Annotated in this window: 12 protein-coding genes and 1 pseudogene; 9 read left to right on the top strand and 4 right to left on the bottom strand. The window is 36.4% G+C overall.

Annotated features, from left to right (window positions below; all coding sequences use genetic code 11):
* A partial coding sequence (locus tag F6K23_RS38025) for a helix-turn-helix domain-containing protein (RefSeq protein ID WP_293166021.1) occupies window positions 1–410 on the bottom strand: 410 nt, incomplete at its 3' end.
* 536 nt (window positions 411–946) lie between these two features.
* Between F6K23_RS38025 and F6K23_RS38020 the strand changes: the two genes are divergently transcribed.
* Window positions 947–1,096, top strand: a complete 150-nt coding sequence (locus tag F6K23_RS38020; RefSeq protein ID WP_293060321.1) for a hypothetical protein — start codon at window positions 947–949, stop codon at window positions 1,094–1,096.
* A gap of 533 nt (window positions 1,097–1,629) precedes the next feature.
* Here the strand turns inward: F6K23_RS38020 and F6K23_RS38015 are convergent.
* On the bottom strand, window positions 1,630–2,319 hold the full coding sequence (locus F6K23_RS38015; RefSeq protein WP_293166025.1) for a diacylglycerol/polyprenol kinase family protein: 690 nt from the start codon (window positions 2,317–2,319) through the stop codon (window positions 1,630–1,632).
* A 458-nt stretch (window positions 2,320–2,777) separates the two neighbouring features.
* Window positions 2,778–6,950 carry a PAS domain S-box protein gene (locus tag F6K23_RS38010; RefSeq protein ID WP_293166019.1) on the bottom strand — a complete coding sequence of 1,391 codons (4,173 nt, stop codon included), beginning with the start codon at window positions 6,948–6,950 and terminating at the stop codon, window positions 2,778–2,780.
* Between the two features lie 967 nt (window positions 6,951–7,917).
* Here F6K23_RS38010 and acnB point away from each other — a divergent pair.
* The 8 genes from acnB to F6K23_RS37970 all read left to right on the top strand — a co-directional run bounded on the left by acnB (window position 7,918) and on the right by F6K23_RS37970 (window position 15,621).
* Window positions 7,918–10,515, top strand: coding sequence for a bifunctional aconitate hydratase 2/2-methylisocitrate dehydratase (gene acnB / locus F6K23_RS38005; protein WP_293166017.1), 2,598 nt, complete (start codon window positions 7,918–7,920; stop codon window positions 10,513–10,515).
* 458 nt (window positions 10,516–10,973) lie between these two features.
* Entirely contained in the window at window positions 10,974–11,330 is a 357-nt protein-coding gene (locus tag F6K23_RS38000) for a hypothetical protein (RefSeq protein WP_293166015.1), read from the top strand.
* Between the two features lie 240 nt (window positions 11,331–11,570).
* Window positions 11,571–11,804, top strand: coding sequence for a DUF4160 domain-containing protein (locus F6K23_RS37995; protein ID WP_367267944.1), 234 nt, complete (start codon window positions 11,571–11,573; stop codon window positions 11,802–11,804).
* A 429-nt stretch (window positions 11,805–12,233) separates the two neighbouring features.
* Window positions 12,234–12,416, top strand: coding sequence for a hypothetical protein (locus F6K23_RS37990; protein ID WP_293166013.1), 183 nt, complete (start codon window positions 12,234–12,236; stop codon window positions 12,414–12,416).
* Between the two features lie 32 nt (window positions 12,417–12,448).
* A complete protein-coding gene (locus F6K23_RS37985; protein ID WP_293166011.1) occupies window positions 12,449–13,486 on the top strand; it encodes a hypothetical protein in 1,038 nt (345 codons plus the stop codon).
* 31 nt (window positions 13,487–13,517) lie between these two features.
* Window positions 13,518–14,255 carry an NADAR family protein gene (locus F6K23_RS37980; protein WP_293166009.1) on the top strand — a complete coding sequence of 246 codons (738 nt, stop codon included), beginning with the start codon at window positions 13,518–13,520 and terminating at the stop codon, window positions 14,253–14,255.
* 161 nt (window positions 14,256–14,416) lie between these two features.
* Window positions 14,417–15,367 (top strand): transposase, encoded by a 951-nt coding sequence (locus tag F6K23_RS37975; protein ID WP_293166007.1) that lies wholly within the window; start codon window positions 14,417–14,419, stop codon window positions 15,365–15,367.
* A gap of 101 nt (window positions 15,368–15,468) precedes the next feature.
* The gene (locus F6K23_RS37970; protein WP_293166005.1) at window positions 15,469–15,621 is read left to right on the top strand and encodes a hypothetical protein; all 153 of its coding nucleotides are present in this window, start codon (window positions 15,469–15,471) and stop codon (window positions 15,619–15,621) included.
* Window positions 15,622–16,114: 493 nt separating this feature from the next.
* Here F6K23_RS37970 and F6K23_RS37965 read toward each other — a convergent pair.
* Window positions 16,115–16,623: pseudogene (locus F6K23_RS37965) on the bottom strand (RNA-guided endonuclease InsQ/TnpB family protein); the annotation flags it as partial.

Here is a 16,623-nt window from a genome sequence, read left to right as displayed (position 1 = left end):
ATACCAATAAAAGGTAATTTGTGACTCCATCCGTTTAGTTCTATTGGTTTTCCACAATTATCTATTGTGAATGAATCAGACTTACTTTTCTTCTTAAACCGTGGGCGTTTACCTAACCCTTGTTTGCACAGCATTCCGTAGGAAAAAAATCTTTTAAATGCTTCACCTAAGTTCAGGAAAGCATATTGATAAACTCTAGACGACAAGTTTTTCATCCAAGGATAAAGAGGTTTTGTGTGATTGGTAAAAACTTCTCTCAGTCTACGGGCATTAGGTTTATAACCATCTTTATCAGCTGCATTCCACAAACTTAAACCCCAGTTATAGCACCATCTACCATACCCCGCGTGTTGAGCCATCAGAGTTTTTTGCTGATTATTTAATTTAAGTTTGGTTCTAATGGATTTCATCTTATGGTTGAGCACAGCCTGCCTTGCGAGTATGCTTTTTTACGTATTATATCGTTATTCTTTGATTAAGTCAATGCTCTTAGTTTTAATTATAGTAAAAAATACTATATCTGTCCAGGTGATTTTGATAATTGTCCGTAAAACTATTAGTAAATCTTCTACTTATTTCACTTCATAAAGTTATTTCTAGCCAGATAAGGCTGTATATCAAAATTTATTGGCGATAAATATAGTAACTTTAATTATAATTGGTAGCGCATTTAATATTTTTGGAGTCAAAATGTTATACTACAGTTTAAGGATAACATGGGTAATTGTGTGAGTTTTTTTACCTAAGATAATACAAGTTTAAAGTAAATTATTCTAAATATAAAACCTAAATTCTTTACATTTTATATCGATCCCTGTCGGAAGTAGTTGCGAAATAATACAACATCAAAACAAATGTTACAACTATCATCAAGTCAGAGAAGAAGTAGCTAGAATAAAAGTGTTGAGGAAACCAAAGTTTTATTGACAAAAAAGGGGTAACAATTATGAGTATTTTCCAATCTATTGAAAAGGCTGTTGTTTATATATCAGAAGCAATTAGTCGCATTTTTGGTCCTAGCGATGATATGTATCCAATGACTGGTGTAAATCCTTTTGAAGGAGACCCTTATCACGGACCTAATTGGGCAGATTAATAAGCTAAAACGCATTTAAAATACGTCTTATTATTAGCAAGTCAGAAGTTAAAAGTCAGAAGTCAGAAGTAATAAGAGTTGTCCTTTTAATTAGCCATACAACAAATAAGTGGTTTAAATGCGCAACAGCTTACAAAAAGTTCAGTAAAATAGTCAGCTTAGTAAAAAAAATAAGTTCTGTCAGAACTAATAATATCAAGTCAAAATTAATTAACCATAATATAGGGATATTTTATGCAAATTCCCTACAATTTCACTAGAAACAAAATTTATTATGGTTGTTAAATGAGACTTGATTTTATTAGTTTTAAAGACTATCTTTCAGTACCGAATAATTAAGGTTTAAACCCTCTGCTTTCAAGGAGAAACAAGCGGTCGAGGGATGGCGCAATTCGGAGCGGCTCTGATAAGAGCGGGTCTCGGAGCCATATCCAATCGACCGAGAGAAGAAAAAATTTTCATGATTAGTCAATCCTCTTCTTTTCAAGGAGAGGTAATTGTTAATTATTAATTATTAATTGTTGAACTATTCCCTATAACAATTGATTTAGCACAAAGCATAGAGCAGCACTGCCCAGTGGCACAGTTAAATTATCAATACCAATTTTTGATAGGGTCTCCAAAGCAGTAGCAGCTAACGCCACAGGAATAGCAACTACCCAGGTTTGCCAAATATTGCCTTGTACTGCCAAAAGAATCAAACTACAAATAGCATAACTAACCAAACACATAGTTAGAGAACCCTCCCAACTTTTCTTCATCCCCCAAACTTGATAAGGATGTTTGCCAAAATTTTGACCAATAACAGCAGCTAAACCATCACCCCAAGCCATAATTAAAATACCCAGAGCGGCATATTGAGGTTGTTCGATAAACCAAAAGCAACCGATAAGAATGCCAATGCTAACTGCATAGAAAAATGTGCCTAAACTTTTGCGTCCCACACTATTAACACTGGGAAGAATGGGAAGTCTGTAGGAAATTAAAGCGATCGCTGCTGAGAGAATTCCAGCCATAATACCTACCCAGGCCGGAATTTGTAACCACCAAGCTAATAGAATTACATTACCTGTGCCAATGTGAACTACTTTTCGTGATATTTCTGGGTCTACTTTGGCAAAGCGGTTAAGTACTTCAGCAAAAATTAAAATAATTCCTAACCATGCTCCGACTAGAAAAACTTGGATAAAAATATTGGGAAATGTACTGATTATTGCCACTATTAATTATATAAATTATTAACTTAATTCATCAGAAATAATATTACCAAATAATATCAGGACTTATGCAAAATATTGTAAGCATTCAGCTATCAGTAATGTGAGTAGTAGACATCTCCTTAACGAAGTCAGAAGTCAGAAGTCAGTAGGGGCGAATGGCCATTCGCCCCTACTGAAGTTAACCCACCCCTCGCCCCTCCCCCTCCCAGGAGGGGAGGGGAAGTAGGGGATGCGTGAGCAACTCTCCAAAAATATTGCGCCTTAAAAGGCGGGGTTTTAGACCCATGTTATTTTGATAAAAGAGGGAACAGGGAACAGGGAGAAATAATTGACAATTTATGGATAATAATTGATTTTATTTTTAATTTCCACGCCTATTTCTAATCAATAATTACTTCTAAGAGCTGATAGCTGATAGCTGACTGCTGACCGCTGTTTGCGCAGCATTCCGCAGGAAATCCTTACAAATGCAATATTTGATGATAGTTAAAATTATGAAGTAGTTTAGTTGCTTGGTAACTATCCACTGGCTTTGAAAATAAATATCCTTGTCCTTTTTCACATTTAAGTTGCTTTAGTTGTTGCATTTGCTCTTGAGTTTCTATTCCTTCTGCAACTATGTCTAAACCTAAATTATGAGCTAGTGCAGTAATGGCACTGACAATTTTTAACGACTGACCAGTAACATCCGAGTCTAATGGGCTAACAAAAGAGCGATCAATTTTCAAACTATTAATTGGGAATTGGTGTAGATAACTTAATGATGAATAACCTGTACCAAAGTCATCAATTGATAATTTAATATTTCGATTTTTCAATTGATTCAATACTGTGGTTGCTAAAATCACATTTTCCATAATCACTGTTTCGGTAATTTCAAGTTTTAAACAATTAGGTTTACAGTCTGTTGCTTGCAAAATTTCGTCAATTTCTTCTACTAAATTTGGTTGTGAAATTTGGTGACTAGAAAGATTAACACTCATGGTCAAATTGTGGTTAGGAAATTCACAAGCAGAATTAAACGCAGGGCAATTAGTATGACATTTGCCATTGCCATTACCATTGCCATTGCCATTACCATTGCCATTGCCATTGCCATTGCCATTGTTAACTTGGGATAAACAGTTAGATGTTGAGGATATTTCTTGAGTGTTATTAACTATAAACTGACAATTGTTTTCTTGATATTTATGTCCAAAGAACTCTTGCTGCCAAATAGTTAATTGATGACAAGCAGCTCGTAATACCCACATTCCTAGAGGAACAATTAAACCCGTTTCTTCTGCCAGAGGAATAAACTGTCCTGGAGAAATGAAGCCTTTAGTTGGATGATGCCAACGTATCAAAGCTTCAAAACCTGTAATTTTACCTGTAGATAAACAGATAATTGGCTGGTAATTTAAGATAAATTGAGAATTAGCTGGATCTTGTTTAATCATTTCTACAGCTCGTCGGAGGTCATTTTCTAGCTCCAGCAAGGATATAGCTTGGTCGTGCATGATCAAATCAAATACTTCATGCCTGGCTTTACCAGAAGCTTTAGCCCTATACATAGCAATATCTGCATCTCGTAGCAAGTCTTCTGGACTATTGTAGATAGGACAAATAGGGGGATGACTTTTATCGGTATGATTAGCAAAATTGCCGCGACTGTGAACAATACCAATACTAGCTGTAGTAAAAATTTCATGTCCTTCTATATAAATAGGTTTGGCAAGTTTTTGATTAATTTTATGAGCTACTCTAGCAGCATAGCTAATGTCCGGTGGATACTCTAATAATATTGTGAATTCGTCTCCTCCTAATCTTGCCAGAGTATCTGATGCTTTAATACAACTCTGGAGTATCTTGGAGATCGCTATTAATAGTTGATCTCCTATATAATGTCCTAAGCTGTCGTTAATTACTTTAAACCGATCCAAATCTAGAAAAAGAACAACAAACTCATAATCTAAATGTTGTCTAGACCGACGCAGCGCTTGTTCTAATCTATCAAATAATAAGGTACGGTTTGGTAAACCTGTCAGTGCATCATGAAGGGCGTCATGGAGCAGTTTTTGCTGTGCTTGTTTGCGTTGAGTGATATCTCTAATCATTATCTGCACTGCTGCCTTGTCATAATAAGTATAGGGTATTCCAGTTATTTCGACATCTATAATTTCTCTATCCAGGGTGATTAACTTTTCTTCTTCTAAATGTGTTTGTTGTCTTTGGTGCTGAACTTTTTGCAGTCTCTGCTTCTCTAATTCTATGTAGTCTGGGTGAATAAATTTCCAGATCGATTGACCAATAATTTCTTTTGGAGATTTTGCACCAAGTAACTGAGCGCCAGCAGTATTGATATAGACAATTTTTTCCATCCAAATTACTGATATTGCTTCTGGTGAATATTCTACTAAACGACGGTAACGTTTTTCGCTTGCTCGGAGTAACACTTCAGCTTGCTGACGTTCCAACTCTATTTGATGAGCTGTAATAAATCTGCCAATACCTTGAGCCATTAATTCAATAATTTCTTCTTCGTAGTATTCAAATTCTTTAGTTCTTGCTTGGAGAGATAAGAAACATAAAGTACCATAGATTTGATGATTTACAAATATTGGAGTACCAATATATAGTTTTATTGGCATACTTTTTGCTTCCGAGGGGTCTAAATCATAAATACAGATTGTTCTTTGTTCTTTAACTACTCTGTGACATAAAATATCACATAAATTAAATTTTCTTCCTAGTACAAAATAATCCTGTTTTGATTGTACAGCTCTAATCGTATATAATTCATCCTTGATTTCTCCAATAACACCAGTATCCGTGCCAAAAATTTCACAACCAGCTTGGAGATAATCAGCAAAAAGTTCTTCTATATTATCATAATTACAAGTAGCAATTCTATGCAGTTGCTTCAGGCTAGAACTAAATTTTTCTAAAACTTGAGACTTAATAAATAATTCTGTTTCCCAATGTAATCTTTCTGTAATATCTGTTTGAATACCAATAAAATGTGTTAAATGCTGTTGAGAGTTGTAAACTGGTGCAAGGGAGAGTTCATTCCAAAAATCTGTGCCATCTTTCCGTGAATTTTGCAAAATAACATGACATTCTTGACCATGTAAAATAGCATTTCTTAACTTAGAAATTGCTGGCTGATTGTTTGATTTTCCCTGTAAAAATCGACAATTTTTTCCGATTACTTCCTCAGTTTGATAACCTGTGATGCGATTGAAACTATGATTAACATAAATAATGGGATTATCTGACTGAGTAGCATCAGCGATAACGATACCATTATTACTGCCATCAATAGCTCGCTTCATCAATTCCAAATGTTCCTCATTAGCATGACGCTCAATGGCAGTTGCTAGGATATTGGCGATCGCTTCGAGAAAGTATATTTCATCCTGGGTAAATTCTCGATGTTCACAACTATGAACCCCTAAAACACCCCAGGCTTTATGAGTAAGTTCGGGATCGGTTGTTTGATCTGCTTTAATTTTCAAGTTAGGTATGATCACAGTAGCACCACTAACTATGTGATGATTATGTAGGAGAGGAGAACCTGAAAAGCTAGTTTCCACACGAAAATCTTTGATCGTAACTGGTTTGTCAACAAAAAGAGTATAACCAGCTTGAGACTTTTCTCTGGCAGCAGTAATTGTAGCTTTACCAACCAATCCTTTTTTCCAACCTACTCCAGCACGGAGGAGCAGAGCATTATTTCCAGGTAACAACTCTAGAATTTGGCTAAATTTTACATTCAAAGTTTTGGCAACTATGGTGGCAGCTGTATCAAGCAGTGTATGATAATCTGATGTTGCTATAGCTTTTTGCCCTAACCATGCTACTGCTGCTTGTTGACGTTCGCGAGATTTGAGGCGCTCTAAGAGTATATCTTCATTTACTTGTGCTTGCTTTTGCTCTGTAATATCTCGGTTAACTCCTATAGTTGCAACTATGTGATGAGATTTATTTAGCATCGGCACAACTGTAGTTTCGCATACGCCTTCACTACCATCTTTGCGAATAAAGTTTATTTCTCCTGCCCAGCGACCATCTTCCTTCATCTTCTTGAGAATTTCCTGAGTTAACACAGAAGCTTCTTGCGGTTTGTGTAAAATTCCTGGAGTCTTACCCAAAACTTCCGTTTTGCTATAGCCAAATATTCTGGTTGCTGCTGGGTTCCAATCAATAATATGACCATGAATATCCGTAAGAATTACCCCATCGTAGAGATTCTCAAAAGTTAAAGCTTGTCTTTTTAGTGACTGTTGGGCAAATTTGCGTTCTGAGATGTCCAAAAATATTGACAGTATTGCAGTTTCCCCATTAAACCTGATGGAATGCATTGATGTCTTAGCCCAAAATGGTGTGCCATCTGCTTTTTTTAAGTACACTTCGCGGTCTCGCACTACACCTCCTTGATGCAGATTTGCGAACAACAATTCACATTCTTGAGGATTACAGTAAAAACCTGATTTGGGACGACCGATTAATTTTTGACCAGGAAGTCCAAAGGTAAATTCAAAGAGTTTGTTATTGAAAAGTATCACACAATCAACTGCACGGCTAATTACTATTGCTACTGGCATTACTTCCGCAATATTCTTCCACAATTCTTCATTTTTTCTTTTTTTCATAGCTTACTTAAAACCTATATTTTAACTTTTTAATTTATTTATAAAGTTGTATTTTTATTGATTTATTTTAATTTTATTTTGATTGTCTTTTCTGATTTTTTTGCTGACTATGTTACACTATCGATCTGAAATAATTAGCGATCCCTAATCATAAAAGTGGCATTTATTACATTCTCAAATCAAATAGCACCTGAAAAAATTATCACACCCCGATCAAACCTGACAATCATCTTGTGATAGATTATCAATATTGCAACATAAACTTATTTTAATCTGAATAATTAAATATTAAAGTAATTTGTAAATTTTTTTTAATATCTTTTATAAAGATTTATGAATATTAAAGTAGGTAAATAATATGGCAAGATTAGCGATCGTAAGCGATCGCTGCCACAAAAAAGGCAATTGCTCACACAAATAATTTCATATCGGTAGCAATCGAAAATTAGCCATAGCACACAAATATAGTCTAGATAAACTATTTATATAAAGTTTTGATGAAGAAGATAAATAGATCAATAGCACACAAATATAGTCTAGATAAACTATTTATATAAAATTTTGATGAAGAAGGTCAATAGATTTTAGGTAATGGTTTAATGTTCGCCCTCAGATTTAAGCCCTACTAATTCAGGATTTACGCAAATTGACTGTTGAACCACCATCTGTAGGGGCAAATTGTATTTACACTCACTATATGTAGAGTCTCTGCGTAAGTCCTGTAATTGTAAAGATTCTAACCAAGGTCTTCTACAAGAAGAATCTCTGGAGCGTAGCGACAATAATTTTATAGACAATAGTTTCTCGAAAAAAGACAACTGGAAAAGTAATAATGAAGTATTGAAATCCACTGTTTTTTTTAGTTACGTTACCCTTCTATATTGGTGGGATATTGCATCAAATATATCCCTGAAAAAAATATCTAAAATGTAGAATTGAGGATGTAAACCTGGAGGACACCTGAACAATGTTAGACAACTATGAAAATCATGTTAAACAACGGGCAGATTTAGGAATTCCACCACTGCCACTAGATGCCCAACAAACATCAGAATTATGTGAACTTTTGAAAAGTCCACCTGTAGGAACAGAAGAAAAGTTAATGGCATTACTGCGCGATCGCGTACCACCAGGAGTAGATGAAGCAGCTTATGTCAAGGCGGGATTTCTCACAGGTATTGCTAAAGGAGAAATTACCAGTCCCCTAATTACTTCCACCTACGCAGTCGAATTATTAGGCACAATGGTTGGTGGATACAACGTTCAATCCCTCATTGACATCCTCAAATCAGAAAATTCCGAACTGGCAAACATAGCAGCTCAAGCTTTAAGTAAAATTCTGCTAGTCTATGATGCCTTCAACGATGTTATAGAATTGGCAGAAACCAACCCCTACGCCAAACAAGTAGTAGATTCTTGGGCAGCAGCAGAATGGTTTACCACTCGCCCCCAACTCCCAGAAAAAATTACCGTCACTGTCTTCAAAGTTCCTGGGGAAACCAACACCGACGACCTTTCACCAGCTCCCCATGCAACAACCCGTCCTGACATCCCACTCCACGCATTAGCTATGCTAGAGTCAAAAATGCCGGAAGGGTTGAAAACTATTGCGGAATTAAAACAAAAAGGTAATCCAGTTGCCTATGTTGGAGATGTTGTCGGTACTGGTTCATCCCGGAAATCTGCCTGTAACTCTGTGTTATGGCATATTGGAGAAGACATTCCCCATATTCCTAATAAGCGATCGGGTGGATATATTCTCGGTGGTAAAATTGCTCCGATTTTCTTCAATACTGCTGAAGATTCTGGCGCATTACCCATCGAATGCGATGTTACCAAAATGGAAACAGGAATGGTAATAACTATTCATCCCTACAAAGGGGAAATAACCAACGAAGCAGGAGAAATAATTTCCACATTCACCCTCAAACCAGAAACTATCTTCGACGAAGTGCAAGCAGGTGGGCGTATTCCCCTATTAATTGGGCGTACCCTCACTGACAAAACCCGTAATGCTCTGGAATTAGAAACCAGCACTGTATTTACCCGTCCGCAAATGCCAGCAGATACAGGTAAAGGTTTCACCTTGGCACAGAAAATGGTAGGAAAAGCTTGCGGTTTACCAGGTGTTCGTCCGGGAACAGCTTGCGAACCATTGATGACGACCGTCGGTTCTCAAGATACCACCGGACCTATGACGCGAGATGAAATGAAAGAACTCGCCTGCCTTGGTTTCAGTGCCGACTTAGTAATGCAGAGTTTTTGTCATACTGCTGCTTATCCCAAACCAGTTGATATTAAGACTCACAAAGAATTACCTGATTTCTTTTCTGCTCGTGGTGGGGTAGCGTTGCGTCCGGGAGATGGAATTATTCACTCTTGGTTAAACCGGATGTTGTTACCGGATACAGTAGGAACAGGGGGCGACTCTCACACTCGTTTTCCTCTGGGAATTTCTTTTCCTGCGGGTTCTGGTTTGGTAGCTTTTGCAGCAGCTCTGGGTTTGATGCCATTGGATATGCCAGAATCTGTTTTGGTCAGGTTTAAGGGTAAGTTACAACCGGGCGTAACATTACGGGATATTGTGAATGCTATTCCTTATGTGGCGATTCAAAAAGGGTTGTTAACTGTTGCGTTGGAGAATAAGAAAAATGTGTTCTCTGGGCGAATCATGGAAATGGAAGGTTTGCCAGATTTGAAAGTTGAGCAAGCTTTTGAATTGACTGATGCGACTGCGGAACGTTCCTGTGCTGGTTCGACAATTAAGTTGGGTACGGAGACTGTTTCTGAGTATCTGCGTTCTAATATTACGTTGTTGAAAAATATGGTGGCGCGGGGTTATCCAGATGCACGGACTATTATGCGTCGAGTTGCTAAGATGGAGCAATGGTTAGCAAATCCAGAATTAATGTCTGGGGATGCGGATGCAGAATATGCGGAAGTTATTGAGGTAGATTTGAATGAAGTTAAGGAACCTATTGTGGCAGCTCCCAATGACCCGGATAATATTAAATTGATGTCGGAATGTGCGGGGGATAAAATTGATGAAGTGTTTATCGGTTCCTGCATGACGAATATCGGTCATTATCGTGCCGCTGCGAAAGTATTGGAAGGTGCAGGGCGAGTCAAAGGTGTATTGTGGATATGTCCTCCTACTCGCATGGATGAGAAACAGTTGCGCGAGGAAGGAATGTATGGGGTGTTTGCTGCTGCTGGTGCGCGGACGGAAATGCCTGGATGTTCTTTGTGTATGGGAAATCAAGCGCGTGTTGAGGATGGCGTGACTGTGTTCTCGACTTCCACCAGGAATTTTAATAATCGTATGGGTAAAGGCGCTCGTGTTTATTTAGGTTCTGCTGAGTTGGCGGCGGTTTGTGCGCTGTTGGGTCGGATACCTAGTGTGGATGAATATTTGGAGATTATGAAAGAGAAAGTCGATCCGTTTGCTGGCGATTTGTATCGGTATTTGAATTTCGATCAAATTGCTGGTTTTGAGGATGAAGGTCGGGTGATACCGTTGGAAGAGATGCCGAAAATTGAGGAGATTTTGGGGATGCCAGCGTGAAGAAGTCAAAATTCAAAAGTCAAAATTCAAAAGTAAGATGCGAGCAGCTAAAAACTTTGACAATACAATAGTTTCAGGCAATTATTTGATATTTAAAGTTTGAAACTATTTGTGTTGTGACATCCTTTTTCATACAGTAGGGGCGAATGCCATTCGCCCTTACAGGGTTTTGTCGCCCTTACAGGGTTTTGGTTGTGGCAATGTGGTTTATCAATCTGAAAAGTGCTGAGATATACAAGATGATTAGTTTGTTTGTCTCTACTCAAATCTGTGTCTGCCTCAGATTACCTGATTAGTCAGAAGCGGAATAATATCTAACAGGACTTACGCAAAACAAGGCAATTCTGTCATTGCAAGCGGCAGCGTTTGCGGAGCATTCCGTCAGGAAATCAATCTCAAACGTCGATATTTCGTTTCTCATGGGTAAGTCCTGATCTAATCTATTATGGAGGACTTTTATGTGGGAAGCTATAGCAGCGATCGCTAGTTTGTTTACTGCGTGGGTTGCGTGGAAGGAATATAAGGATAAACAAGAAGAACGTCAAAGGCTTAAGTTAGTAAGAGAACGAGTTCCTTATGCAAGACCTAGACAAAGTTCATCATTTATTAGTGGATTATTATGGTGGATTGTATGGTTGTTTGCATGGACTCTAATGTGGGCTATAATATATACTCTAATGGTTGGGATTATAATATTATGGTTGGGGTTCCCCATTGGTATTTATCTTATTGGCTATATTATTGGTTATATTATTGGCGCTTACCCAGCAGGAAGATATTTCCAAAAGAAATTGCACCAGAACAATTATTGGTAGTTTTATCCTTGATTTATGCGATATTATGCTAGGAAAATGATTAGCAATAAAAGTTGTGTTTGTAGTAGCGCTTCAGAGCAAAAATCAATCATCATTCTTGCACTAAAATTCAACTATAAATTTTATTATTGAGCGTTTTACTAGACACTCTATTGAGAGTAAAAAATAGCAAGTTTATTTTGCAAAACTCTAAATATAAAAAGGAAATATTCAATGCCAATAATTTCTTAATTTTATGGCATCATTATTAAGATGTTTTATAACGACCATGCTCCACCCCATTTTTATGCTATTTATGGCGAATACGAATTAGTTGTAGGGATTTCACCTATTACTATAATTGTTGGAAAAGCACCTAATAGAGTTAGTTCAATGATTTTAGAATGGACAGTACTCCATCAACAAGAATTATTAGATAATTGGAACCGTTGTTGGCAAGCTCAAGCACCTTTATCAATTGAACCTTTAGAATAAAATGGGAGTTAATTATGCCTTATATTATTACCAGCTTAATTGCTGAATCTAACTACAAACTGCATCTTATTTATTCTAATGGCAGTGAAATTATTGTAGATTTTTAACCTATTATTAACCAAGGTGGAGTTTTTGCCCCTTTATCCGATACAAACTTTTTTTCACAAGTAAAATTAGGAGAAGGTGGTAGATATATTGAGTGGGATAGAGGAATAGATTTTTGTGAGTTAAGCTTTATGGTTTGAAGCACATCCTAATGATAATATTTTGAATCTTTATACTACCGAATTTGTATAAATTGTTTGAGAATATTTTGAGCTAGTTAGCAAGTGAAGATAAGTAGTTATAGATAGGTAAGGAGAAATATATTGGTCTAAAAATGGTAATCCTAGACGTAAAGTTTATTTAGATAAAAGTAATGGAATTCCCGTGCAATATCTTTGGCTTGATTATCGAGATGGACATAATCAAAATATTAAAATTACAGGATATCCAACAGAGAAAAATCCCGATTTATTGAATCGAATTATCCAAGCTTCATCTAATCCTAATGATAATCTTTTGAATCTTTCTACCACCAAAAATGCTATCTTCTTAAAAGATAAAATATAAAAATATCTAAAGAAAGTTTTGAGTATTATCAGATGAATGATTACCAACATCTACTCCAGTCTATAGCCAAAACTATAGAAGATTATCGACAGGGTGAAATTGCTCCTATGACCTCAGACCATGTAGATAGATGGGTGTGCCAGTTTGAAGAGAGCGATCGCTTAACTATTCTCAGAGAAATGGAGCAGATTTTGAAGAAATACTATGTGTCACGACAAACCGCTAAAAATATTATTACAAGAGCATTAACTTCTAACAAGATATTTGGCTTTAATCCTGGTCAAGTAGTACTTCAAACAAAATTTTTAAACATTCAAAGAAAAGGGGATAGTCAAAATGATTTACTTTTTTTAGCTAATGAAGTCACTCAATCTGAATATGGAATTAGTATTCAAGACTGTGGCAAATCTCCAGTTGCTTATGTTTATCTAGATGATTGTTTGTATTCTGGAAACACTGCATTGTACGATCTAAAAAAGTGGTTGCCAAATGCTATTCGTTGCACAACCCTACACCTAATATTCTTAGCAGCACACACAAGTGGGGTTGATTATCTTAAGCAGAAATTTAACTCTGAAGCTCAAAGGTACGGTTTATCTGTAGACTATAAAAAATGGTATGAATTTCACAATCTACCTTTCCAGCCTGAAAAATTTGATGGCCTCTGGCCTACGGAAGTTCTGGGAAATCAATTAGTTGACGCATACATAGAAAAGGTAATGGCGCTAAGTCAAGAAAAGCAGATTAACCCTAGACTTTTTCGTAAAGTACCTACCCAAAGAGGGATTTTCTCTTCTCTAGCTGCCCGTAAAGTTGTAGAAAGTGCATTTTTGAAAGCAGGTGCTTACATTGTCTCTTTACCAAAAACTCCTAAATTTCAGATGCGTCCATTAGGCTATGAATATTTGGAATCTCTGGGTTTTGGAGCAGTCTTCATCACTTATCGCAATATTGCTAATAATTGCCCTCTAGCATTGTGGTGGGGCGATTCAAGTTTTCCTCAGAATCATCCATTTAGTAAATGGTATCCACTATTTTTAAGGAAAGCTAATGAATCTCAAAACATTTGAGAGAAAATTTCAAAAATTTGAGGTCTAGAAAATGACTACAACTCCAGAATCAAGAACATATCATAGAGAAGATTGTGTAACATTTCGCAAGACATCAGAGCAATTTGGTGGTCTTTCAAATATGGCAGGTGGTTATCGTTTGCTGGTTAATGATGTAGAAATTTTCACCTCTGAAGCACTCTATCAGGCCTGTCGGTTTCCCAACTTACCTGATGTGCAAAGATTAATAATTGCCCAACGTAGTCCGATGACAGCCAAAATGAAATCCAAACCTCATCGCTGGCGATCGCGTTCTGACTGGGAGCAAGTTAAAGTAGCTATTATGGGTTGGTGCTTGCGCGTGAAGTTAGCTCAGAATTGGGAAAATTTTGGTCAGCTTTTGTTATCAACAGAAAATCGGCCTATTGTAGAAGATTCTCGTAAAGATGACTTTTGGGGCGCTATTCCAGTTGATAGCGAAACACTTGTTGGTATTAATGCTCTTGGTAGGTTATTAATGGAACTAAGAGAGTTATTGAAACAACCTGATGCTGATTCTTCTCTACAAGTTGTTGAACCTCCAACTCTTCCCGATTTTTTGCTTTATGAAGAACCAATTGGTGTTATCAATATGAATGCAAATCATCAGATTTTTGCTGAAGTTAATCAGGAAAAACTTGAGCGACCAATACCTAAACTTGTAGGTTCAAAATTCAATGGTAATGGTGAAAAAACTCAAAAGTTAACTGAACAAGGAAAACAATTAGAGCTAAATTTATGGGGAGAATGAGTGTGAGCTACATCCAGTTAAAAGTTGGTTTATTTCTTGGAGATTCTGATGTAATTATCTGAGATTTACAACTTTGCTGATTTTTAATTTTTCTCGATATTTGTACTTATGGGATGATTATAGCACTCTATTAGTAAAATCAATATTTTAACTTCTAACTAATGACAGAAACAACCGCCAACTATGACGAACCCTGGAAAGCAGCAATTGGAGAATATTTGCCATCTTTCCTCAGCTTTTTCTATCCAGAAATTTACAACTCCATAAATTGGGAAAAAACACCAATTTCTCTAGATAAAGAACTAGAACAAATTACAGCTTCAGCCACAACAGAAAAACGTTATGCTGACAAATTATTTCAAGTCTGGTTATTAAACAACCGAAAAAAATGGCTGTTAATTCATATAGAAGTTCAAAGTCAATACGACCGAGAATTTCCCAAACGAATGTTTATCTATAACTATCGAGCATTCGATCTGTATAACCAAAAAGTAATTAGTTTAGCTATACTCGGAGATGACAGCCCATCTTGGCGACCCAGTTCTTATAAATATAAGTTCAAAAAAAGTCGCATGAGATTAGATTTTGATGTCGTGAAACTATTAGATTATAAATGGGAGGAATTATCAGCAAGTAACAATGTTTTTGCTACGATGGTAATGGCACACTTAAGGACTAAGAGTACCACCAGGAATTTCACAGAAAGAGAAAAATGGAAATGGCAATTAGTCAGAAGTTTGTATGAAAAGGGATTAAGCAAGTTTGAGATTATTAACTTGTTTAAATTCATAGATAAAATGATGGCATTGCCCTCGGAATTACAACAGAACCTGGAAAGAAAAATTAATCAATATGAGGAGGAACAAAAAGTGGAATTATTAAGTGCAATGGAAGAACGTGGTATGGAAAAAGGAGCCAAAAAAGCTCGCATACAAGATATTATCGACCTACTGCAAGTACGATTTTTATCAGTGCCAGAAACTCTGGTAGAAACTCTGAATAATATTGAAGATTTAGCTCGTTTAAAACAGTTACATCTAGAAACAATCAGGGTTAATTCTGTGGCAGAGTTTGAGGAGTTAGTTCAAGATAATTCCTCAGAGGAAAATTAGTAAGATCGGGTTGTTAACCTCTGACTTCATAAATAGATTAAAATTGTAGAGGGTTTATTGAACCCTCTACTACTATAAAAAAACTCAATCTAACTATTAATGTGCCTAAAGTTTTTGCTGACTACAAATCCCAAGGTCATAACTGGATTACTTTGGCTACAGGAGAATATTATCCTGATATTTTGAAAGATACTTGTGAACTCTATAAACCAGTTTTAGTTTTATTCGGACAATTACTCAAAACATCAGAATAATCAGAACGTTTATTAATACAAATATCAGAAACTCCTAACCAATGGATGCGAATACAATTAGCTAGAGTATTTCGTAAATATGTTAGCCCTGCAACACCAGTAGAAATCTTAAAAAGAAAAACTAAAACTAATGAGTCTTTCTACTATTGAATATGCGTAGAATTAGTTACGCAAGGTAATTATATTTATTTAGAGACACGAAAAAATAGAACAGAAGACATCCACTGCTCATAAATTCTCTGTTGTCAACTAACTATTTATCTAAACTGACTCTGTTATTTTCTTTTTCCTTTAATTTTTGGCTTTCTCTGTTTTGACTTTTTCTTCTGTGACTTTTTCTTTTTAAGTTTCGCCGTTCTACTAAACTTACCCAAACTTACCCATACGTGATTGCATGAACTTTGGAGCTAGCTTCCTGCTTCTCTGAAGACCACTGACCGCAGTCTGTAACTTATCTTCTCCACAGGCTTAAATTCGCTTGGAACTCAAGCTACTAATACACATAGTTTTTCAAGTTGATAGCAGCATTAAAATCTCTATCAGTTTCAAAACCGCATTCCCTACATTTATAAGTTCTCAAGTGTAAGGGCATTTTCTGTTGATGCCCACAGTTTGAACATATTTGAGAACTTGGATAATATCTATCCGCTATAACTAATTCAATACCGTACCATTCACATTTGTATGTAAGTTGACGTTTAAATTCATAAAATCCACAGTCTGCTATGGCACTGGCTAATTTGTGATTTTTGAGCATTCCACTTACGTTTAAATCCTCAATTACTATGGTGCTGTGGTTTAAAGCTCGCCCATGTTGTGAGTTTATGTAGTGCATCTGCTCTGATATCGGCTACTTTCTTGTGGACTTTGGCTAGTTTTTTTACTGCTTTGCGTCTGTTTTTGGAACCAATAACTTTTTTACTGACTGCTCGTTGATGACGAACTAATTGTTTTTTGGCTTGCCTGTAGGCTTTGACATTGGCAAATTTACTGCCATCAGAA

Source organism: Okeania sp. SIO2C9 (genome assembly GCF_010672455.1).
Taxonomy (GTDB): domain Bacteria; phylum Cyanobacteriota; class Cyanobacteriia; order Cyanobacteriales; family Microcoleaceae; genus Okeania.
This window is presented reverse-complemented; position numbering and strand designations above follow the sequence as displayed.

Excerpts from the sequence above, each read along its gene's own strand:
- F6K23_RS38020 (WP_293060321.1), top strand. The coding sequence starts at position 947 with ATGAGTATTTTCCAATCTATTGAAAAGGCTGTTGTTTATATATCAGAA.
- F6K23_RS38010 (WP_293166019.1), bottom strand. The coding sequence starts at position 6,950 with ATGAAAAAAAGAAAAAATGAAGAATTGTGGAAGAATATTGCGGAAGTA.
- acnB (WP_293166017.1), top strand. The coding sequence starts at position 7,918 with ATGTTAGACAACTATGAAAATCATGTTAAACAACGGGCAGATTTAGGA.
- F6K23_RS38000 (WP_293166015.1), top strand. The coding sequence starts at position 10,974 with ATGTGGGAAGCTATAGCAGCGATCGCTAGTTTGTTTACTGCGTGGGTT.
- F6K23_RS37985 (WP_293166011.1), top strand. The coding sequence starts at position 12,449 with ATGAATGATTACCAACATCTACTCCAGTCTATAGCCAAAACTATAGAA.
- F6K23_RS37980 (WP_293166009.1), top strand. The coding sequence starts at position 13,518 with ATGACTACAACTCCAGAATCAAGAACATATCATAGAGAAGATTGTGTA.
- F6K23_RS37975 (WP_293166007.1), top strand. The coding sequence starts at position 14,417 with ATGACAGAAACAACCGCCAACTATGACGAACCCTGGAAAGCAGCAATT.